This window comes from Pseudomonas kribbensis (genome assembly GCF_003352185.1).
Taxonomy (GTDB): domain Bacteria; phylum Pseudomonadota; class Gammaproteobacteria; order Pseudomonadales; family Pseudomonadaceae; genus Aquipseudomonas; species Aquipseudomonas kribbensis.
This window is the reverse complement of record NZ_CP029608.1, coordinates 3,525,399-3,548,399: the sequence shown is the minus strand read 5'-3', so window position 1 is coordinate 3,548,399 and position 23,001 is coordinate 3,525,399. Positions and strand designations below refer to the sequence as shown.

9 protein-coding genes are annotated in these 23,001 nt (G+C 62.9%); all 9 read left to right on the top strand.

Annotation, left to right across the window (positions count from 1 at the left end; all coding sequences use genetic code 11):
* Positions 1 to 7: 7 nt before the first annotated feature.
* Positions 8 to 961 (top strand): type II secretion system minor pseudopilin GspK, encoded by a 954-nt coding sequence (gene gspK, locus DLD99_RS16075; RefSeq protein WP_114883561.1) that lies wholly within the window; start codon positions 8 to 10, stop codon positions 959 to 961.
* Entirely contained in the window at positions 958 to 2,103 is a 1,146-nt protein-coding gene (gene gspL / locus DLD99_RS16070) for a type II secretion system protein GspL (RefSeq protein WP_114883560.1), read from the top strand. The genes gspK and gspL overlap by 4 nt, the downstream gene beginning before the upstream one ends.
* Positions 2,096 to 2,641: a type II secretion system protein GspM gene (gspM, locus tag DLD99_RS16065; RefSeq protein WP_114883559.1), complete on the top strand. Its 546-nt coding sequence runs from the start codon at positions 2,096 to 2,098 to the stop codon at positions 2,639 to 2,641. The genes gspL and gspM overlap by 8 nt, the downstream gene beginning before the upstream one ends.
* Positions 2,638 to 5,010 (top strand): type II secretion system secretin GspD, encoded by a 2,373-nt coding sequence (gene gspD / locus DLD99_RS16060; protein WP_114883558.1) that lies wholly within the window; start codon positions 2,638 to 2,640, stop codon positions 5,008 to 5,010. Before gspM ends, gspD begins: the two co-directional genes overlap by 4 nt.
* Positions 5,007 to 6,413 carry a type II secretion system ATPase GspE gene (gspE, locus tag DLD99_RS16055; protein WP_114883557.1) on the top strand — a complete coding sequence of 469 codons (1,407 nt, stop codon included), beginning with the start codon at positions 5,007 to 5,009 and terminating at the stop codon, positions 6,411 to 6,413. The genes gspD and gspE overlap by 4 nt, the downstream gene beginning before the upstream one ends.
* Positions 6,413 to 7,624 carry a type II secretion system inner membrane protein GspF gene (gspF, locus tag DLD99_RS16050; RefSeq protein WP_114883555.1) on the top strand — a complete coding sequence of 404 codons (1,212 nt, stop codon included), beginning with the start codon at positions 6,413 to 6,415 and terminating at the stop codon, positions 7,622 to 7,624. Before gspE ends, gspF begins: the two co-directional genes overlap by 1 nt.
* Before the next feature lie 349 nt (positions 7,625 to 7,973).
* Complete coding sequence (locus DLD99_RS16045) at positions 7,974 to 9,086, top strand: substrate-binding domain-containing protein (protein ID WP_114883553.1); 1,113 nt, start codon at positions 7,974 to 7,976, stop codon at positions 9,084 to 9,086.
* A gap of 94 nt (positions 9,087 to 9,180) precedes the next feature.
* Positions 9,181 to 10,281: a substrate-binding domain-containing protein gene (locus tag DLD99_RS16040; RefSeq protein ID WP_114883551.1), complete on the top strand. Its 1,101-nt coding sequence runs from the start codon at positions 9,181 to 9,183 to the stop codon at positions 10,279 to 10,281.
* 208 nt (positions 10,282 to 10,489) lie between these two features.
* The gene (locus DLD99_RS16035; protein ID WP_114883549.1) at positions 10,490 to 22,990 is read left to right on the top strand and encodes a filamentous hemagglutinin family protein; all 12,501 of its coding nucleotides are present in this window, start codon (positions 10,490 to 10,492) and stop codon (positions 22,988 to 22,990) included.
* Positions 22,991 to 23,001: the final 11 nt, after the last annotated feature.

Below are 23,001 nucleotides of genomic sequence, written 5' to 3'. Positions count from 1 at the left end.
GCCGGTCATGAACAGCCAATCGAACCAGCAGGGTATGGCGATCATCAGTGCGCTGCTGATTGCGGCGGTGGTCGCGGTGATCGCCGCCGGCATGCTGACTCGCCAGAGCGTTTCGACCCGGGCGCTGGAAGCCGAACAACTGCGCGTGCAGGGCCGTTGGGTGTTGCACGGCGGGTTGGAGATCAGCCGGCAATTGTTGTGGGATGCCCGGCAGCGCGATCCGCTGACCCGACTCGACCAGCCGTGGGCACAGCGGTTGAACACCCAGGGTTTCGAGGGGCGGCTGGAGGACGAGCAGGGCAAGTTCAACCTGCGCAATCTGGTGGCCAACGAGCGAATCGATGACGCGCAGGTGCAGGCGTTCGAGCGCTTGTGCGAGTTGATTGGTGTCAGCAGCGGCTTGAGCCGGCGCATCAGTCAGCGGGTGATCGGCTCGTATCCGCACCTGTTGAATGCCCAATTGGTGGACAAGCCTGTGGCGAAAAACACCTTCGACAGCGGGCGCGCCACGTCGCCGTCCGCGTCGCGCAAACCGCAATCGCCGACCTTGCCGATGCTGCGCACGCTTGACGATTTGCGCAGTGTCGACGGGGTCAACGATGCGCTGTTGGCGAAACTGGCGCCTTATTTGACGGTGATTCCGGCGACCACTTGGCTCAATGGCAACACGGCCACGGCGCCGGTGCTGGCGGCTTATGTGCCGGGGTTGTCGCTGGAGCGGGCGCAGGCGTTGATCAATGAGCGCGACGCCGGGCGCTGGTTCATCAATCGGGGGGATTTCGTCAATCGCCTGCGACTGCCGCAACTGGAGATCACCAGCGTCAAGGTCGGCATCACCAGCGACTGGTTCCGGCTGCGCGGGCAGGCGCGGCGTGATCAGCGGCGGGTCAGCCTCGATGCGTTGCTGCATCGCAGTCAGGATCGTTTGCCGCAAGTGATCTGGTCGCGGGTGGGCGTATGAGCCAGTTGCGCGTGAATTTGCCGCCGCTGGCGGAGCTGAGTCTCGACAGTGAAGTGGAGTGTGCGTGGCTGGATCGTCAGGGGCAGGTCGTTCGTCAGGAACGTTTGCGGCTCGGCGCGCTGCCGAAGCAACCGCTGGTGTGTTTTCTGCACCCGTCGGACAGCCTGTTGGCGAGCATCGATCTGCCGCCGCTGCCCGCGAGCAAAACCGCTGCGGCGGTGCAATGTGCGGCGCAGGCGTTGATGCTGGGCGACAGCGCTGAGATGCACATCGCTCACAGTGCTCGCAATGAAAGCGGCCAGGTGCAGATTGCCTGGGTAGCACGCAAGGATTTGCAGCACCTCGGGCAATTCGGCTTGAACCTCAAAGGCCTGTACCCGGCGGCCTACAGCTTGCCGGTGATGGCCGGCGGCGTCGGCTGTCTGCACGACGAGCATCTGTTGTTGCGCCACGGCCCGAACGCGGCGCAGGTGCAGCCGATGATCGATGAAGCGTGGCTGCTGGAAACCGGTCTGCCGGCGCACTGGATCGGTGACGGCGCGCCGGAAGCGGTGCAATCGATATTGGCCGACACACAGCGAAACGCCGGCCCGTTGCCAAATTGGGGACTGCACGGCGGCCTCCAGCGACCGGGCACCGAGCTTCGCGGTTGGGGCAGGGCGCTCGGTTGTTGCGCGCTGGCATTGGCGGTGTGGGTGATCGGTTTGAATCTGTACGCCGCCCGCGAGGCCGGGCAGGGCCAGCAGCTCAAGGCGCAGATGGCGCAGCGGGTGAAGCAGGCGTTCCCCGAGTTGCCGGTGATCCTCAATCCGCTGCAACAGGCCCGTCAGCAAATCGCGGCGCGTCAGCAAGGCGCGGTGGATGCGCCGGGTCAGGATTTCACGCGGCTGGTGTTGCAGGCCGGCAGTGGCATGCCGTCCATGGCGGGCACGGTGCAGCGGTTGGAGTTTGTCGACGGCGCGTTGCAGTTGAGTCTGCTGCCCGAGGCCCGGCGTTCGGGCAATGACAAGGATTGGCAAGGCACGCTGGCCCAGGCCGGCATCAGTATCAGCCCGAATGATGACGGCTGGGTCTTGCGCCCGGCCGGCGAGGCGACCGCCGCCACCGACAACGACGACAGCAGCGGAGCCGAAGATGAATAGCCCATCGTTTGCGAAATACCGCGCCGGTTGGCAGCGCTTCAATGCTCAGTTGCAGGCCCGGTGGCAGCCGTTGGCCGTGCGGGAAAAACGCATGGTCGTCGGCATGGCGGCGCTGTTGCTGGGGCTATTTGTGTGGGTGGCGTTGATTCAGCCGCCGCTGAAGAAGATCGCCGCCTCGCAAGTCGAAACCCCGAAATTGCGCGCCCAGGCCGAAGCGCTGGAAGTGCTGTTGCGCGATGTCAGCGTGCGCCCCGACGGGCAGAACCTGGAGCGGTCGCTGCAGCAGACCTTGCAGGCCAGCGGACTGGGCGGCCACTACCAATTGGCAGCCGCGTCCGCCGGCTGGCAGTTGACCTTCGACGCGGCACCGGCCGACGCCGTGCTCGACTGGCTGCTGAGCCAACCCCGGAATTTTTCACTGCAAGTGGTCGAGGCCCGTCTGCAACGTGCAGACGACGCCGCGACCGATGACACGGCCGGCACTCTGTCGGGCACCGTACGCATGGATCAGGCGCTGGGCGCTAAGGAAGCTTCATGAAGGGGTCAGGATCCAAACGCATGGCGTTGCCGATGCTGTTGATGGCATTGAGCGCGTGCAGCAACACCACACCACCGAATCAACCGCCGCTGCTGGTGGACAGCGAACTCGGCCGGCCGCTGGCCAACACCCAGCGCAGTGGCGACGCGGTGCTCGACCGCCAGCGGGCGCAGGCTCAGGCAAGACCGGCGCCGAAGCAGTTGCACAACATCACCGAACGCGCGCGCAGCGGCGGTTCGGCCCGGGGCACGACGTTGCCGGCCAATCCGTTGGGCGATCAGCCGGTGACGCTGAATTTTGTCGACGCGGATATTCAGGCGGTGGTGCGGGCGTTGTCGCGCTCCACCGGCCAGCAGTTTCTGGTGGATCCTCGGGTCAAGGGCAACCTGACGCTGGTCTCCGAAGGCCAGGTGCCGGCGCATCAGGCCTACGACATGTTGCTGGCGGCGCTGCGCATGCAGGGTTTCAGCGTGGTGGATGTGGGCGGCGTGGCGCAGGTGGTGCCGGAGGCCGATGCCAAATTGCTCGGCGGGCCGATCTACAGCGCCGACAAACCGGCCGGCAACGGCATGCTCACCCGCACGTTCCGCCTGCAATACGAGAACGCGGTGAACCTGATCCCGGTGCTGCGCCCGATCGTGTCGCCGAACAACCCGATCAACGCCTACCCGGGCAACAACACCATCGTCGTCACCGACTACGCCGAGAACCTCACCCGGGTCGCGCAACTGATTCAAGGCATCGACACCCCGAGCGCCATCGACACCGACGTGGTGCAGATCCAGAACGGCATCGCCGCCGACATCGCGCCGATGGTTGCTGACCTGCTCGACGCACCGGGCAATGACCCGACGCAGAAAATCGCGGTGATCGGCGACCCGCGCTCCAACACCATCATCATCCGCGCCGGCAGCCCCGAGCGCACGGAGCTGGCGCGCAACCTGATCTACAAACTCGACAACGCCCAGAGCAACCCGAGCAATCTGCACGTGGTGTATCTGCGCAACGCTCAGGCCGGCAAACTGGCGCAAGCGCTGCGCGGTTTGTTGACCGGCGAGAGCGACAGCGGCACCAGCGACAGTGCGCGTTCGGTGCTCAGCGCCATGGGCAGTTCCACTAATTCGAACGGTGGGCAGAACGGCCAGAGCGGCACTCAAACCAACGGCAGCACCTCGACCACTAACAGCGGCAGCACCGGCGGCAGCTACGCCCAGGGCAGCAGCAATAGCAGTGGCAGCAGCAACACGCAAAGCAGCGAGCAGAACGTGGCCTTCAGCGCCGGCGGCGTGACCATTCAGGCCGACGCGACCACCAACACCTTGCTGATTTCCGCGCCGGAACCGCTGTACCGCAACCTGCGCGAAGTGATCGATCTGCTCGACCAGCGCCGCGCGCAAGTGGTGATTGAAAGCCTGATCGTCGAAGTCGGCGAGGACGATGCCAGCGAGTTCGGCGTGCAATGGCAGACCGGCAATCTGGCCGGTAATGGCGTGATCGGCGGCGCCAACCTTGGCGGCTCGGGGATCAACGTCAACGGCAAGACCAGTGTCGACGTGTTGCCCAAAGGTTTGAACCTCGGTTACGTCAACGGCACCGTCGACATTCCCGGCATCGGCAAGATCCTCGACCTGAAAGTGCTGGCCCGGGCGCTGAAGAGCAAGGGCGGCACCAACGTGCTGTCGACGCCAAACTTGCTGACCCTGGACAACGAAGCCGCGAGCATTTTTGTCGGCCAGACCATTCCGTTTGTCAGCGGCAGCTACGTCACCGGCGGCGGTGGCACAAGCAACAACCCGTTCCAGACCGTGACCCGTGAAGAGGTCGGTTTGAAGCTCAACGTGCGGCCGCAAATTTCCGAGGGCGGTACGGTGAAGCTCGACATCTATCAGGAAGTCAGCAGCATCGACGAACGCGCCTCGGCGGCTTCGACTTCGGCCGGGATCGTCACCAGCAAACGTGCCATCGACACCAGCATCCTGCTCGACGACGGGCAGATCATGGTGCTCGGCGGTCTGCTGCAGGACGGCTACAGCCAGAGCAACGACGCGGTGCCATGGCTGTCGAGCATTCCGGGGTTGGGCGCGCTGTTTCGCAACGAACGCCGCTCGATCACCAAGACCAATCTGATGGTGTTCCTGCGCCCGTACATCATTCGCGACAGTGCGGCGGGGCGCAGCATCACCCTCAACCGCTACGACTTCATGCGCCGCGCTCAGGGCGGTCTGCAACCGGAACGCAGCTGGGCGATGCCGGACATGCAGGCGCCGCAATTGCCAACCGCTGCGCAGGGCGTGCCGGCAGCCGTTCCGACTTCCGGTCCGCGAGCGGTGATCAAGGCTGTGCCGATTGAAGCAGGCCCGCGGTTATGAGCAGCTTGCCCTACGCCTGGGCCAAGGCGCAGCGGATTCTGCTGCGCGACGGCGTGCTGACGGTGTGCCCGTCGACGCCGGGCTGGTCGATCAGCGAAGTACGGCGGCAGTTCGGCGCGGCGAAACTTGAGCGGGTGCGCGACGACGAACTCGACGGCTTGCTCGCCACGGCCTACGCCGATACCGGCAGCGCGGCGGCGGTGGTCGGGGCGGCGGAAAACGAAGTCGACCTCGACCGCCTGATGCAGGACATGCCGGAAATCACCGACCTGCTCGACACCCAGGACGGCGCGCCGGTGATCCGCATGATCAACGCCTTGCTCACCCAGGCAGCACGGGACGAGGCCAGCGATATTCACATTGAACCGTTCGAAACCCATTCGGTGGTGCGCTACCGGGTCGACGGCACCCTGCGCGACGTGGTCTCGCCACGCAAGGCGTTGCACGGTGCGCTGGTGTCGCGGATCAAGATCATGGCCCAGCTCGATATCGCCGAAAAACGCTTGCCGCAGGATGGCCGCATTGCGTTACGCGTGGCCGGGCGGCCCATCGACATTCGCGTTTCTACCGTGCCCACCGGTCATGGCGAGCGGGTGGTGATGCGTTTGCTCGACAAGCAGGCCGGACGCCTGCATCTGGAAACCCTGGGCATGGACGCGCAGGTGCTGGCCAAGCTCGATCACCTGATCCGCCAGCCCCACGGCATCGTGCTGGTCACCGGCCCGACCGGTAGCGGCAAGACGACGAGTTTGTATGCGGCGCTGGCGCGACTCGATGCGAGCACCAGCAACATCCTTACCGTGGAAGACCCGGTGGAATACGACTTGCCGGGCATCAGCCAGATTCAGGTCAACGCCAAGATCGACATGACGTTTGCCCTGGCCTTGCGGGCGATTCTGCGGCAGGACCCGGACATCATCATGATCGGCGAGATCCGCGATTTGGAAACCGCGCAGATTGCGGTGCAGGCTTCGCTGACCGGCCACCTGGTACTCGCAACCCTGCACACCAACGACGCGGTGTCGGCGGTCAACCGCTTGGTCGACATGGGCGTCGAGCCGTTTCTGCTGGCCTCGTCGATGCTCGGGGTGTTGGCCCAGCGGCTGGTGCGACGGCTGTGCAATCAGTGCAAACAGGAAGACCCGGCGACGCTCGGCACCTGGCGCCCGGTGGGGTGTGCGGCGTGCAATCACACCGGTTACAGCGGCCGCACCGGTATTCACGAATTGTTCTGCATCGATGACGACATTCGCACGCTGATTCACCAAGGGGCAGGGGAGCAGGCGTTGCGTGCTGCGGCGAGCAAGGCCGGGATGTTCAGCCTGCGCGAGGACGGCGAGCGCTGGATTCGCAGCGGTGCCACGGCCCCTGAAGAAATCCTTCGTGTGACACGGGACGCCTGATGAATCGCTATCGTTTTGAAGCCGCCGATGCCAGCGGCAAGATCGAATCCGGGCATCTGGAGGCGGACAGTCAGGGTGCGGCGTTTGGCGTGCTGCGTGGTCGTGGTTTGACGGCGTTGTCGGTGGAGAAGGAAAGCAATGTCTCCCAGCACGGCGGCGGTGGTTTGTTCAGTGCCAGGCTATCGGACAACGATCTGGCCTGGGCCACCCGGCAGCTGTCGAGCCTGCTCGGCGCCAGTCTGCCGCTGGAAGCTGCACTGAGCGCCACGGTCGAGCAGGCCGAGAAAAAACACATCGCCCACACCCTCAGCGCCGTTCGCGCCGACGTGCGCAGCGGCATGCGCTTGGCCGAAGCGCTGGCGGCGCGGCCACGGGATTTTCCGGAGATTTACCGGGCACTGATTGCGGCGGGCGAGGAGTCAGGTGATCTGGCCCAGGTGATGGAACGGCTGGCGGATTACATCGAGGAACGCAACAACCTGCGCGGCAAGATCCTCACCGCGTTCATCTATCCGGGCGTGGTCGGATTGGTGTCGATCGGCATCGTGATTTTCCTGCTGAGCTACGTGGTGCCGCAGGTGGTCAGTGCGTTTTCCCAGGCGCGGCAGGATCTGCCGGGGCTGACGCTGGCGATGCTCAATGCCAGTGATTTCATTCGGGCGTGGGGCTGGTTGTGCGCAGGCGTCATGGCCGGTGCGTTCTGGAGCTGGCGCCTTTATCTGCGCAATCCGGCGGCGCGCTTGAGTTGGCATCATCGGGTGCTGAAGCTGCCGCTGATCGGGCGGTTTGTGTTGGGGCTGAACACGGCGCGGTTCGCCTCGACGCTGGCGATTCTCGGTGGTGCCGGGGTGCCGTTGTTGCGGGCATTGGAGGCGGCGCGGCAGACCTTGTCGAATGATCGCTTGAGCCTGAGCGTCAACGAAGCCACCGCCAAGGTGCGTGAGGGCGTCAACCTGGCGGCAGCGCTGAAAGTGGAGAACGTGTTCCCGCCGGTGCTGATTCACCTGATCGCCAGCGGCGAGAAAACCGGCGCGCTGCCGCCGATGCTCGAACGTGCTGCGCAAACCCTTTCCCGCGATATCGAACGCCGGGCGATGGGCATGACTGCTCTGCTTGAGCCGCTGATGATTGTGGTGATGGGCGGGGTGGTTTTGGTGATCGTCATGGCGGTGCTGCTGCCGATCATCGAGATCAATCAACTGGTTCAGTAAACTTTTCCAACCTTTTTTTCTCTCGTCCAACTATCACCCGAGCGCGGAAGCAACCGTCCTCGGGTTCTCCTTTCTGTCATCTGCAACGGCCCTTCAAGGGCTGCGGCCGGTTCCCTCGAAAAGCTTGCCGTAGACACTCCGCACAACCGCGAGAACACCCGAGAAAATCCCTCGAAAATCAGCCTGCACCTCCCGAGGTTTTTTCCTTTATCTGTCACCGGAAACTGCGAATTTCTCAGTGCGACTTAACCACGGACCCCGCTTGCGAAGGTCAGCGGTGAGTCATCCCAGTGTCATGCAAGCAATCCGAAAACCTGTGTTCCCAACCTAGTTGAAAAGGAGATTCTTCATGTTCAAGCGCACTCTGATCGCAGCTTCCCTGACCGTTGCCGCTCTGGCTTCCGCTCAAGCCATGGCCGTTACCGGTGGTGGTGCAACTCTGCCAGCCGCTCTGTACAAAGGTTCGTCCGACAGCATCCTGCCAGCTAACTTCAGCTACGCAGCCATCGGCAGCGGCGGTGGCAAGACCGCTTTCCTGACCAACAACCCGGCTGGCTTCAGCACCACTGGCACTGTGCACTTCGCCGGTAGCGACTCGATCCTCAGCGCTTCGGAACTCAGCACCTACAAAGCCACCTACGGTGCTTCGTTCGGTCCGCTGATTCAACTGCCTTCGGTTGCCACTTCGGTTGCCATCCCTTACAAAAAAGCCGGTCAGACTGCTCTGAACCTGACCAGCGCTCAGCTGTGCGATGCCTTCTCCGGCGCCAAAACCACCTGGGGCGATCTGCTGGGCACTGCCGACACCACGCCGATCCGCGTTGTCTATCGCAACGTTTCCAGCGGTACTTCGGAAATCCTCAGCCGCCACCTGAATTCGGTCTGCCCGACTCAGTTCGCCACCAACTCCACCTTCACCAATGCTCGTCTGCCAGCCGGTTCGGCGCTGCCTTCGAACTGGGTCGGCGTTGCCAACACTTCCGATGTTGCCACTACCGTGAATGCGGTTGACGGCTCCATCGGTTATGTCGGTCCGGACGGTGTTGACGCTACCAGCAACGCTGTTGTTGCCCGCGTCAACGGTGTTCAGCCGACTTCGCTCAACGTGACGCTGGCGCTGTCGTCGGTGACCCCTCCATCGTCTGCTGTCGATGCTGCCGATCCATCCAAGTGGTCGCCAGTGGTTGCCAACCCGACTTCGGGTTACAAACTGGCTGCCTACACCAACTTCATCTTCGGTCAGTGCTACAAGGATGCAGCCGTGGCCGCGGACGTCAAAGCCTTCCTGACCCAGCACTACAGCAACCCGGGCAACAACACTGCGACTCAGGCTCACAAGTTCGTCGCCGTGCCTAACGCCTGGAAAACCGCTGTAACCGCCAACTTCATCACCAACACCTCGGGCAACAACCTGGACATCAACAACGCCAGCGTCTGCAACGCTATCGGTCGTCCTTTGTAAGCCGTCTGGTTTAGTCAGCTGTAACGGTGGCAGCCCTTCGGGGCTGCCATTTTTTTTGGCTCCCGTTCGGGGGCATTCGATAAGGAGATTGAACATGTTCAAACGTATTGGAGTGGCCGCACTGGTATCGGCGGCGCTGGTTTCGGGGCAGGTGATGGCGGTGACCGGTGGTGGTTCAACGTTACCCGCAGCTCTGTATACCGGGGCTGCAAACAGCATTCTGCCGGCGAATTTCAGTTACGCCGGTAGCGGCAGCGGCATTGGCAAGACGGCGTTCCTGACCAACAATCCAGCCGGCTTCGGCACCACTGGCACCGTACACTTTGCGGGTAGCGAATCTATCCTCAGTGCTTCGGAACTCAGTACCTACAACGTCAACTTCGGTGCAGCATACGGCCCGTTGATCCAGTTGCCTTCTGTTTCCACTTCGGTCGTCATTGCGTACAAGAAATCCGGCCAGACAGCGCTCAACTTGACCAGCGTCCAGCTCTGCGATGCGTTATCGGGATCCAAAACCACATGGGGCGCTTTGCTGGGCAGTTCCGACCCGACGCCGATCCGAGTCGTCTATCGCGACATTTCCAGCGGTACTTCGGAGCTCCTGACCCGCCACCTGAACTCGATATGCCCGACCCAATTTGCGACCAACGCGACCTTTACCAACGCGCGCCTGCCGGTGGGTTCGTCCATACCCTCGAACTGGGTAGCTGTACGCAACACGCTTGATGTCGTGCCTGCCGTGAATGCGGTTGACGGCTCCATTGGTTATTCAGGCCCCGACGGGATTGCCGTTACGAACAATGCCGTCGTTGCCCGAATCAACGGAGTATTGCCGACGCTGGCGAATGTCTCGCTCGCAGTGTCATCGGCAGCGCTGCCAGCGACACCTGCCGATCCGGCGCAGTGGGTACCTGTTGTAGCGAACCCGGCCAGTGGCTATGCCATATCCGGCTACAGCAACTTGCTGTTCGGTCAGTGTTACAGGGATGCTGCGGTGGCAAATGATGTGCGTGCCTTCCTGGCGAAGCATTACAGCGTTCCGGGAAATGCGGTCGCAACCGTTGCCCATGGTCTGTTGCCTATTCCTACGCGCTGGAAGAACGCCGTGACGGCCAACTTCATCACCAACACCACCGGCAACAATCTCGACATCAATAATCCGTCGGTGTGCAACGGCATTGGCCGGCCACTTTGAGTGAGATTCACGTTGAAGTGATGGCAGCCCTGTAACGGGCTGCCATTTTTGATTGAAGGCACACAACAGTCACTGCCGCGAATACTCCCCCAACATGAAGTTTGTGTGACATCCGTTCGGTCGCGCCCCTCGCCAACTGCCTATGACGTAACAGCAGGTTTTTGCATGCCTGCGGCCTTGTGTGGCAATCAAAAAGGATCTCGTAGTGATGCTCGCTCGCCCATCCCGTCGTCGTACCAACGTTCTGTCCTCCAAGCGTGAAACCGGGGAGCCGTCGCTGTGGCTGCTCAAGCCGTTGGCGCACGCGGTGGCGTTGTGTCTGGTGGCGGGCAGTGCGCAGGCGCAGACGGCGTTCAGTTCGGGATGGTTTGCGGCAAAGGGAGCGGCGCAACAGGCTGCGGCGGCACGTCCGAGCGTGGGTGGCTTGCCGGGCATGACACCGCCGCTGGCCCAGCAGCAGAAGGCCAATGCGCAGTTGCAGCGCTCGATTCAGACCCTGAACAACACGGTCGCTGCGATTGCCGCTCAACAGGCGGCGCAAGCGGCCGGACGCGCTGCTGCATTGGGCACGGTGCAATTCGTGCCGGACGGCCTGGGCGAGGGCGGTTTGAAGGTCGACAACAGCCTGACCCAGGGCTGGCAGAACGCGAAGGGCCCGCAGCAGACCCAGGTCGATGGCAAAACCACGGTGACGATCGAGCAGACTGCCGACAAGGCCATCCTCAATTGGGAGACCTTCAACGTCGGCCGCAACACCACGGTCGATTTCGCCCAGCAGTCGAACTGGGCAGTGCTCAACCGGGTCAACGATCCGAACGCCCGGGCCAGCCAGATTCAAGGCCAGATCAAGGGCAACGGCACGGTGATGCTGATCAACCGCAACGGCATCGTGTTCAGCGGCAGCAGTCAGGTCAACGTGCGCAACCTGGTGGCCGCTGCCGCCAATATCACCGACATCCAGTTCCGTGATCGTGGCTTGTACTTCGACAGCACCGGCACTCAGCCGACCTTCACCGATGCCGCTGGCAAAGTGTTGGTGGAGCGCGGTGCGTCGATTGAAACCCACAAACCGGCGGCCTCTACCGATGCCGGCGGCTATGCGCTGCTGCTCGGCAACGAAGTGCAGAACGACGGCAGCATCAACACCGCCAAGGGCCAGACCGTGCTGGCCGCCGGTGACCGTTTCTACATCCGCAAGGGCTCGGGCACTGAAGGCAATGCGCTGTCGACCACCTTTGGCAGTGAAGTCATTCCGGGCTTCAAGGCCGGTGCCGTGGCGGGCAAAGTCACTAACAACGGACTGGTCCAGTCGTCTACCGGCGACATCACAATGGCGGGGCACGAGGTCGTGCAAAACGGCGTATTGCTCGCCAGCACGTCAGTGGCGACGAGGGGCACGATTCACCTCTCCAACCCGATCACCGATACCAACGGCAGCGTGACGCTGGGGCAGGGCAGTGCCACGGCGATCATGCTCGACAGCAGCGACATGACCGCCCTCGACAGCCAGCATCAGGCCGCGCTGACAGGTGTCACCGCCAATAACCGGATCCGTGGCGACCAGTCACGGATCGAGATCCAGAGCGGCGGCAGTGTCGAGTTCCAGAGCGGTTCGATCACCCTGGCCACCGGCGGCCAGGTCGCGGTCAGCGCACAGCGCCGCAGTCTGGTGCGTGACGGCGCGATGATTGATGTGTCCGGTGCCATCGGCGTCAAAGTGGCGATGGAAAACAACAGCATCAAGATCAACGTGCAGGGCAACGAGCAGCGTGATGCGTCGGTCAACCGCGAGAAAGGCGCGCTCAACAGCAACGACATCTGGGTCGATGTGCGCGAGCTGGTGTACGTGCCGGCCGGCACCAACGGCTACGCCACGGATCGCTGGTACACCGCCGGTGGCTTGCTGGAAGTCGGTGGTTATCTCGGCACCCAGGGCCACAGCGTCGGCGAATGGATGGCCCAGGGCGGCACGGTGAGTTTCGCCGGCAACGACGTGGTCACCGAAAAGGGTTCGCTGATCAACCTGTCCGGTGGCACCCTGGATGTGCAGAGCGGGCAGATCCGCCAGAGCTGGCTGCGCGGCGCCGATGGACGCTTGTATGAAGTCTCTCGTGCACCGGGGGATCTGCTCTACACCGGGCTGTACAAAGGTTATGAAGACAACAGCGAACGCTGGGGCCAGACCAGTTATTTCTACAACCCGCTGATTGCCCCGCGTTCACGTTTCGAGTCGGGTTACACCGTGGGCCGCGATGCCGGGCAACTGGTGATTTCCACAGCCAACGCCGTGCTCGACGGGCAGATGATCGGCGATGTGTACCAGGGCGGGCGGCAGAATCAGGCGCCGAAACCGGTGCTCGACGGCTATCAGCAGAGCCAGACCGCACTGGCCCGGCGTGCGCAACTGATTGTCGGCAGTTATGACCCGACCTTTGTCGCGGCGTCGAACGGCCTGCTTTATACCCTCAATCCATTGCTCGATCAGGTGCAGATCGGTGGCACGCGCCCGGTCGCCGGCAATGATCTTGATTTGACCGGCGCGGTGTCCGATACCCGCAAGGGCAAGCTGTATCTCGATAACGATCAGCTCAACGGATTCCGCCTCGGTGCGCTCAAGGTTTCGGCCAAGGATCAGATCGCCGTTGACGGTGCGCTTACGGTCGACAGCGGTGGCGACATCACCCTGTACGCACCGGATGTGCAGGTCGGCGCCGATCTGACCGCTCGCGGTGGCAGTCTGCGTCTGGGCAACGTACTCAATCAGTTCAACGGCGGTACAAATACCGACACTCGCCTGGCGGCCAAAGCCGGCAAGGCGACGCAAACCCGCATCGCCGAGGGCGTGCTTCTCGATACCCGAGGCTTGTGGAGCAACCTGCGCACCAATCCGGACGATAACGCCAGCCTGGCGTATCTGAACGGTGGCCTGATATCGATCCGCAGCAGCGGCGATATCGGCGTCGCTGCCGGCAGCCTGCTCGACGTTTCTTCCGGTGGCGCCGTGCTCGCCAATGGCAAGACCCGGGGCGGCAAGGGCGGTGATCTGACGGTGGAATCCAGTGCCATTTCCGCGCCTGGCAAAACCCGTCTGAACCTCGATGGCGAACTGCGCGGTTACGGCGTCACGGGCGGCGGCACACTGACGGTGCAGGCCAACAAAATTCTTGTCGGGCAAACGGATAAAACCCTGGCAGACAACACCCTGCAACTGTCCACCGACCTGTTCAGTAAAGGGTTCTCCGCCTACAACCTGATCGGCCTGAGCGGACTTGAAGTTGCCGAAGGCACCGCAATTGACGTGAACATGCCGGTCTACCGTTTCGGTGACGCGGCACCGAACGAGGTCAGCGGCGTTGATCCGCGAACGGCGCTGGAGCTGTGGACTCCGACGCTGTTCCAGGAAAACCCGACCAAGGGCGTGCTGACCCAGCGCGCCGGTGCCAGCCTGACACTGCAAGGCGGCGCGACGCTGGTCGAGCTGATCGACGCCGCCAACAGCACCTTGACCCTGGGCCGTGGCTCGCGCATCAGCGTCGACCCGGGGCAGAGCATCAAGCTGCGCGGTGCCGGGCAGATCACCGTCGACGGTGAACTGAATGCCTGGGGCGGTACGATCGATATTCGTCAGCAACAATTCGGCTTGATCCAGCCGGCCACCTCCATTCAAACGGCGGATCCGAACGCGCATAACCGCTCGATCTGGATCGGCGAGCAGGCGGTGCTGGATGTCGCCGGGCGTGCCAATACGGCGACCGACACCCTGGGCCGCACTTACGGGCAGGTCGGCAAGGGCGGCAGCATCATCATCGGCGGCGAGATCGATTCGAAACTGGCAACCGCCACGGCCGCCGATGCCTACGTGATTGTGCGTCCGGGCGCGCGGCTGGATGCTTCAGGCACCGAGGCCGTTCTGGATATTGCCGGCCAGGGCCCGACCCGCGTCGCAACGGATGGCGGGCGCATCGGTTTGAGTTCCTACACAGGCCTGTTCGTTGAAGGCAACTTGCGTGCGGCGGCGGGTGGCATCGGGGCGGCCGGTGGTCGTCTGGACCTGGCGCTGGAAACGCCGCTGTATTCCGACTCGGCGAGCAACGCGGTGCGGGCTCCGAGGGAAATGATCATTGGCCAGGCGGCAGGGAACGGGCTGCTGCCCGCGAATCTGCGCCCCGGCGAAGGCGCCGATGGTTTGCGCTACGGTCAAGCCCGTTTGAGTGCCGATAGCTTGATGACGGGCGGGTTCGACAATCTCAGCCTGCTGAGCAACGGCCTGTTGTCCTTTGACGGTGACGTCAATCTGCGCATGAATCAGAGCCTCAGTCTGTACGCCGGAGCGCTGTCGCTCGCCGAGAATTCCAAAGGCACGGCGCGGGTTGATTTGAGTGCGCCGTACCTGCGTCTGTCGGGTGTGGGCACCTACTTTGCCGGCTTCAGCATGATGCGCCCGCGACTGCTCCCGGGCCCGACGACTCGGTTGTCCGACGCGACGTTCAATGCCTCCGCGAATCTTGTGGATGTAAGCAATGGCCTGTCCTTCGGGACTCAGGGTTCGATCCTGCAACGGCAGGCGCCGGCCGTTGAATACAGCCGTCGGGCTTTTGGTGTGGTGAGCCTCGACAGCAGCGGCGACCTGCGTTTCCTCGCGCCGAACGATGGCGCTGTGGGCACCCGTTTGTGGACGCCAGGCGACTTGAATCTAGGGGCGGCGCAGATCTATCCCGCCACCGGTATTCAGGCCGAGGTGCGCGTCGGTTATCAGGGCGAGGTTCCGGTTTCTCAGCACACCTTGCGGATCAGCGGCCACGGAGCTGCACCGGCTGCAGTGCCGTACTCGGCATTCGGAAAGCTGATTTTTTCTGCCGCCTACATCGAGCAGGGCGGCGTCTTGCGTGCACCGCTGGGCAAGATCGTATTGGGTGACGATCTGCTCAGCACGACTCGCGAGGTTCATCTCTTGCCGGGCAGTCTGACCTCGGTCAGCGGCGCCGGTCTGGTCATGCCGTATGGCGGCACCACGGACGGTATCGACTATCGCTACAACGGCAAATCCGTGGTGCTCGACGGCATCACTGGCGAAACCTCAGGTGTGTCGATCGGCACGCAGTACGCAGACGTGCAGGGCGGCGCGGTCATCGACCTGTCCGGCGGCGGGGAACTGCGCGGCGCCGGCTTCGTGTCCGGTCGTGGTGGCTCCACCGATGCGCGCTTCAACCCGCTGGTGCGCAATGCGCCTGACGGCACCTTCAGCCTGCCGGGGCTGGCGAGCAACCCGGTCTATGCCATCGTGCCTGGCAACCAGAGCAGCTATGCGCCGATGCTGGCCGAAGCCGGTGCGGTCGATCCGCGCATCGGGCAGCAGATCACCATTGGTGGCGGCGTTCCGGGGTTGGCGGCGGGTACTTACACACTGTTGCCGTCAACGTTCGCCTTGATGCCCGGTGCGTTCCGCGTTGAGGTAAACGGTCAGGCGACGCCCGGCGTGACAACGGGGGCGCTGCCACTGCGCAATGGTTCATGGACCAGCAGCGGGCAGATGTCGATTGCCAATACCGGCCTGCGTGACAGCCTTGCCAGTCAGGTCATTCTCACGTCTGCCGATGTGTTGCGTCGTTACTCGCAGTACAACGAAACCGGTTTTACCCAGTTCATCCAGAGCGACGCCGCCCGGCGCGGTGTGCCACGCGCGCTGGCACCGATGGACGGCAAGATACTGGACCTGCGCCTGGCCCCCGGCGGCAAGCAAGACATCGCTTTGCAATTCAACGGGCGTGCGCTGTTCGACGCTGCCCCGGGCGGCATGACCGGCACGGCGGTGGTACGCGGCGGCTACGCCGGGAGCAGCTTCGAGATCCTGGGGGCGGGCCATGCACCGACCTCCGGCTTCAACGGTGTGTCGTTGTATGCTGACACGCTCAACAACCTCAATGCCGGGCGTCTGACTATCGGTGCGATGCCGAATGTCCTGTACAACAAAGCCGCCAACATCATCGGTTTCCTGGGCACCAGCGCAAACATTGTCTTGCGTGAAGGGGCGATTCTGTCTGCACCGGAAGTCTTGCTGCGCACCACGTCAACGCTTGGCGGCATCACGGTCGAGGCGGGGGGCGGGATCAATACGCTGGGGCGTGGCAACGTGGCCTACGACTCGATGGCCGGTTTTGTTTATGAGCCGAAAGCCTCCAGCGTGTTGCTCGTTTCCAACGGTTGGACCCAGGTACTCGCGCCGGAGCTGGCCAGTGGTATCGCCGGAGCGGGCAGTATCCGGATCGGCACTTGCGCAACGAGTGTGTGCAGTAATCCGGCCCTGCTGTATTCGAACGGCAGTATCACTGCTGCCACGGATAACCAGTTCGAACTCGGTGAAGCGGTGCGTTTCGGCACCCGTCATCTGGCATTGTCGGTCGGCTCGGTCAATGCCGGCAGTGCCGAGGCACTTGCAGCGGCAGGCAGCCGCGTGCCCGCCGGTCTAACGCTGAACCAGAACGTACTCGATCGCTTGCTGCGCGGTGATACGCAGTTTGGCGCGCCGGCTCTGGAAACCCTGAGCCTGACCACTCGCGACGCCTTCAATTTCTTCGGCAGCGTCAGCCTCGACACGATCGATCCGCAGACCGGCCAGAGCAAACTGCAGAATCTGGTGCTGGTCACTCCGGCGATCTACGGTCTGGGCAACGCCGGCGACGTGGCGAGTATCCGTACCGCCAACCTGATCTGGAACGGTGCGACCCAGAGCCCGGGCGCAGTCATCACGGGCGGCGCGGGCACCGGCAGTGGCACGCTGGACATTCAGGCCCAGCGTATCGAGCTGGGTTATGGCCCGATGCCTCAGGCCAGCGGACTGGATCAGAACAATCGCTTGGCGCTGGGTTTCGCCAACGTCAACCTGAGCGCCAGCGACCGCATCACCGCCAATCACAAGGGCAGCCTGGCGGTTTATCAGGAGCAGGGCGCTTACGATCCGGTCAAGGGTTACAGCTACAGCGGCGGCAATCTGAATCTGCGTACGCCGTTGCTCACTGGCGAGGCGGCATCAGTCAGCCTGCTCAAGGCCGGCAATAGTCTGACATTAAGCGGCGCCGGGGCTGCCGGCGTGGCCAATGCCCTGGGTGCAGAGTTGAACCTTGAAGCCCGCGATGTCGTGCTCGACAGCCGAATCGCACTGGCCAGCGGCAAGCTGACGGTGAAGTCCGAAGGCGATTTGACCCTCGGCGGCAATTCCGTGCTGGAGCTGTCCGGACGCACCTTGCCGTTCAACGATGTCAGCAAGTACAGCTGGGGTGGCGACATATCGCTGTACAGCGCCAACGGCAACATTCGTCAGGCCGCGGGCTCGCGGATCGATCTGTCGGCGAGGAATAATCAGGCGGGTAATCTCAGCGTCGTCGCATTGGCCGATGCGGCCGGGATGGTTGATCTGCAAGGCGAGATTGTCGGCGGCAGCAGCGGTTACTACGACGCCGGTGGCACGCTGGTGCCGTACAAGGCCGCAGGCGTGGACATTCGTGCGCAGCGCCTGGGTGGTGACGCCACCGAGCAGTTTGCCGCGCTCAATCAGCGTTTGAATGCCGGGCAGGTTTACGGCAGCCGCAGCCTGCAACTCAAACAAGGCAATCTGGTGATCGGCGACGGCCTCAAGGCCGGTGAGGTCAATGTGTCGGTGGATAACGGCAGCCTGACGGTGGCCGGTCTGATCGACGCCAGTGGCGAGCGTGTCGGCAGCATTCGTCTGTCGGCGAAAAACGGTCTGACCCTGGCGGGCAACAGCGTGCTCGATGCCCATGGCCGCGTACTGCGGGTCGACAGCTACGGCAAGATCATCGATGCGCCGAACCGTGCCACGGTCGAACTCAGCTCCGGTAATGGTTTGCTCACGCTGGGCAGCGGTGCGCGCATCGACCTGCGCCACGGCACCGATGCCGTGCCCGGTTTCCTCGCCGGGCAACACGATGGAATGCTGCGCGGCACGCTGGAACTGAACGCGCCACGTCTGGGCAGCAATGACATCGCCATCGACGCCAGCGGTGTGTTGACCATTCAGGGCGCACGCTCTATCGGGCTCAATGGCATGCGCCGCTACACCGATGCCCGCGATGGTGTCGATCAGGCGGTCAGTGGTCGGCCGTATCAAGTGATTGATCAGGCCATGCTCGATCGCATTCACGGTGACAGCAAAGACTTTATCAACGCTGCTTTGGGTAACGGTGATCTGTTGCAACGCAAACTCGCCGGACTGAATAACGCCACCTACGCCGATGCATTCCATCTGCGGCCGGGCGTGGAGATCGCCAGCAAGACTGCCGACGGTGATCTGGTGGTGGAGGGCGATCTGGATTTGTCCGGCTATCGCTACGCCAGTCTCAATCCGCACACGCGACTGAACCCGTTGGTGTACGGGTCAGGGGAAGCCGGCAGCCTGGTGATTCGTGCCGGTGGCAACCTCGACATTTACGGCAGCATCAACGACGGCTTCGCGCCGCCATCGGAAACCAAGGATGACGCTGGCTGGAAACTGATTGCCGGTGTGCAGCCGTTCGGTGGCGATCTGATCGTGCCGGGCAGTGGGGTGACGCTGGCCGAGGGCACGCAGTTTCCGGTGGGCGCGACGCTCAATTACGACGTGACGATCCAAGGCGCGCGACTGGCCAGTGGCACGTTGCTGCCGACCCAGGCGGTACTGGGCGAGGCGTACACGTTCAGCGCCGGCACTGTGCTGGCGGGGGCTATCCATGATGCCAGCGGAAATCTGCTGTACGCGGCGGGAACGTTGCTCGGCGAAAGTGTGACGTTGCCGGCGAACACTCGCCTGGGGGCCGGTATCCGCCTGAACAAGGCGACGAGTCTGCAGGCCATGACCTGGCCCAAGGGCGTGCCGCTGCCAGGGGTTTTCGACCTCGATCTTTTAACGGTTTCCGGCGTGAAACTGAGTAGCGCGCTGGCCTTGCTGCGCGGCTCGCTGATTCCTTCGATGACTGATGTAAAGCTTGCCGATGGCACTTCGCTGATTGAACTGCGTCCGTTCAGCGGCACGCAGCAAGGCAAGAACTGGGCGTTGGCCAGTATGTTGCCTTCGGGCAGTGCGTCATGGTCGATGCGTGCGGTGGCCGGTGCCGATCTTGAGGCGGCAGACAGCCGTGCCGTGAAGCCTGTCACCACCGATGGCAATCTGCGGCTGGCGGACACTCATTACGGTGTCACACTTATCCAGGCAACGGGGATACTCGTGTGGGCACCGGACAATCCGTATGACCTTCCGGGGTATTACCCTGTGCCCGATGACCAATTGGAGATCTGTGCGCAGATAGAAGGGCTCTGTGTGCCGATGGCACGCTGGGTCTGGGCGCCGGGCAGTGGTCAAGGACCTGACTACGAACCCGTTCCCGAGGAGTATCAGATCCTTTGCGAGATCTATCCGGAGTTCTGCATCGGCAATAATCCCGGCACAACCGCCAAGGCCCACAGCCAGATGTTCAGCGTCTTGCGCACCGGTACTGGCGACCTCGATCTGATGGCTGCCGGCAACCTGAGCATGGATTCACCGTTTGGCGTGTATACCGCCGGTACACAGTCAGCGAATGTCGACCCGCGGTATAACCAGAAACGCGGACATCTCTCGGACAGTAATTCGGTGCTGGGCACTGCCGGTGCCGATTATGAAAAATGGGTCAACGGCGGCACCGACAGTCTTTATCAGGCCTGGTATCCGCAGATGGGCGGCAATCTGACGATCAACGCGGGCGGGTCTGTTTCGGGCGATTCGGTAGGTCAGAAAATTCGATCGACTTCAGGTGGAACCCGGGAGCAGATCGCAAGTGTCGCGGTGGGCAACTGGCTGTGGCGCCAAGGCACGGGCAACCCGGATATGCCCACGGCCTGGTGGATCAACTTCGGCAGCTATGCCACCCAATTGATGCCAGACACGAACACCAATACCGAACCGTACCTGGTCGGGTTCACCGGTTTTGGCACTTTGGGCGGCGGTAATATCAGCCTGCGGGCCGGTGGTGATGCCGGCATGCTCAAGCCGTTGGGGGATGCCGTGAACAATCCTCGAAGCCAAGGTCTGATCGTCGCAGTCGGCAGCACCGGTCGAGTCGCCAGCGATGGCAGCGTGCAGATGACCGGTGGTGGCGACATGGATATTCGAATCGGCGGTACGTTCAACCCGTCGCTGCAAGCGCGGGCAGGAGAAACCGGTATCGGCAAACCGGTCCATGATCTGCAAGGTGCGCTGATCAACCTGCGCGGTGCGGCACGGATGACGGGTGGGGCACTGGGTGGCATCAACCTGCAGTACGGCGCCAGCGCCGTGGTCAATGATCTTCGGGAAACCCGGGCACTTGATCCATTTACCTCGACCACTGGTAGCGCTTCCGGAGGCGTGGTGCTGATTCCGGGAGACTCGGGCATGAGCCTGAGCAGCCGAGGTGATCTGGTGTTGGGCGGTGCAGGGGATCCTGGGCGAGTGAGTCTGATGAACGCCAGCCCGATCATGGCCGCCAACGGTAGCGTTCAGCAGGGCGGTACTCTGAGCGGCTTCTCATTGTGGACTGACCACACCGCAATCGATCTGTTCTCGGCTGGCGGGAACCTAACGCCGGGCACACAGATATCCGAGTTCAATACCTCCAACGGCTTGATCACGGGACGCAATACCTCGCCTACCGATGGTCGGTTTGTCTATCCATCGATACTACGCGCGGTGGCGGGGCAGGGGTCCATCTATGCAGGGCCGTCCGCGACGTTCACTGGCGTAGACAACTACCCGCTGCAAGGTTACTCGCTGCTCCTGGCACCGTCGAAGTCGGGACAGCTTGAACTGTTGGCAGGTGACTCCATCTACGCGGGTGGCTATGCGATCAACCAGTCGGGTGCCAGCCCGACGGCCATTACCACACCGTTCAACCCGGCGTTCAACACGTATGCCAACAGCAACGCCAGTAAACCGCTACGCACCAACTACAGCGAGGATGGCGTGGCACCCCAGGGCAACATGCGATATCCGCTATTTGCCTTTGGTCCCAACAGCTATTCGGGTTTGAACGACGTACAGGGGCCGGCGCGGTTCTACGCACTGACGGGGGACCTGGTAGGTATTCGCAGTGGCGAAACGTTGAGTTTTTCCACTTCCAGACGCACCTGGTACGAAGCCGCCGGGCCCGTGTGGATGATCGCCGGTCGTGACATCGTCGCCTCCGGCACCACCCTGGGGCAGCCTACGGCAGTACCGAGTTCGGAAATAAGCAACGGCAAGGATGATATTTCTTCCACCGGCAACCTGTTTGTCCATAACGATCCACGAGACATCTCTCGCGTTTCTGCCGGGCGCGATATTCTCTACAGCAGCTTCGATATCGCCGGCCCCGGCGTGCTCGATATCAATGCCGGGCGCAACATCCTGATGGAGAACCGCGCCAGCATCACCAGCCTCGGCTCGCTGGTGGCAAGCGATAAACAACCGGGGGCCAGCGTGGTATTGCAGGCCGGTGTGGGCCAGCAGGGGCCGGACTACTCGCGGTTTATCGCCCGTTATCTGAACCCGCAGAACCTCGCCGACCCGAATGCGTCGCTCAACGGGCAGCCAGGCAAAGTGGTCAAGACTTACCTCGACGAATTGCAGAGCTGGCTGACCCTCGGCTACGGCTTCAGCGGCAACGCCGAACAGGCGCAAGCCTTCTTCGCTGCGTTGCCAAGTGCCGAGCAGGCGATCTTCGCCCGTCAGGTGTACTTCGCCGAATTGCGTGCCGGTGGCCTGGAATACAACGACGCCGATGGCCCGCGCAAAGGCAGTTACCTGCGCGGACGCAACGCCATTGCTTCGCTGTTCCCGACCACCGATGTGGCCGGCAACCCGATCCGTTATGACGGCGATATCACGCTTTACGGCGGCGCCGGGGTCAAGACGCTGTTCGGTGGTGACATCCAGATGCTCACTCCGGGCGGCGGTCAGGTGTTCGGCATCGAAGGCGCGGCGCCGCCATCCACGGCGGGGATCATCACCCAGGGCTCGGGCAACATTCAGCTCTACTCCGAGGGCAGCATTCTGCTGGGACAGAGCCGGATCATGACCACATTCGGTGGCTCGATTCTGGGCTGGTCCGCCTCGGGCGACATCAACGCCGGTCGCGGCTCGAAAACCACCGTGGTCTACACGCCGCCGAAACGCGTGTACGACACATGGGGCAACGCGACCCTGTCGCCATCGGTGCCGAGCACTGGCGCCGGTATTGCCACGCTCAACCCGATTGCCGAAGTGGCTCCGGGCGACATCGATCTGATCGCGCCGCTGGGCACCATCGATGCGGGCGAGGCGGGGATTCGCGTCTCGGGCAACGTCAACATCGCCGCGCTGACGGTGGTCAACGCCGCCAACATCTCGGTGCAGGGCAAGGCGACCGGTGTGCCGGTGGTTTCGGCGGTCAATACCGGGGCGATTACCTCGGCCAGTTCCGCCGCGTCATCGGCGACCCAGGCAGCGGAAGACGTCGCCCGTCAGCAACAAGCCGCGTCGCGCCAGAACCAGGCCTCGGTGTTCACCGTGCAGGTGCTGAGTTTCGGCAACGAGCAACTGGCCCCGACCCGCGATGGCGCCAGCCGTGCACCGACGCAGGGCTACAACCCCAACAGCCCGGTGCAGGTGCTGGGCGCCGGGGTGCTGGATGAACAGGCGAAACAGCAGCTGACCGAGGAGGAGCGGGGGCAGCTGACGTTGTAAAGGACTCTCGT

Coding starts and splice junctions, on each gene's coding strand:
- DLD99_RS16045 (WP_114883553.1), top strand. CDS start 7,974: ATGTTCAAGCGCACTCTGATCGCAGCTTCCCTGACCGTTGCCGCTCTG.
- gspF (WP_114883555.1), top strand. CDS start 6,413: ATGAATCGCTATCGTTTTGAAGCCGCCGATGCCAGCGGCAAGATCGAA.
- DLD99_RS16035 (WP_114883549.1), top strand. CDS start 10,490: ATGCTCGCTCGCCCATCCCGTCGTCGTACCAACGTTCTGTCCTCCAAG.
- gspL (WP_114883560.1), top strand. CDS start 958: ATGAGCCAGTTGCGCGTGAATTTGCCGCCGCTGGCGGAGCTGAGTCTC.
- gspM (WP_114883559.1), top strand. CDS start 2,096: ATGAATAGCCCATCGTTTGCGAAATACCGCGCCGGTTGGCAGCGCTTC.
- gspK (WP_114883561.1), top strand. CDS start 8: ATGAACAGCCAATCGAACCAGCAGGGTATGGCGATCATCAGTGCGCTG.
- gspD (WP_114883558.1), top strand. CDS start 2,638: ATGAAGGGGTCAGGATCCAAACGCATGGCGTTGCCGATGCTGTTGATG.
- gspE (WP_114883557.1), top strand. CDS start 5,007: ATGAGCAGCTTGCCCTACGCCTGGGCCAAGGCGCAGCGGATTCTGCTG.
- DLD99_RS16040 (WP_114883551.1), top strand. CDS start 9,181: ATGTTCAAACGTATTGGAGTGGCCGCACTGGTATCGGCGGCGCTGGTT.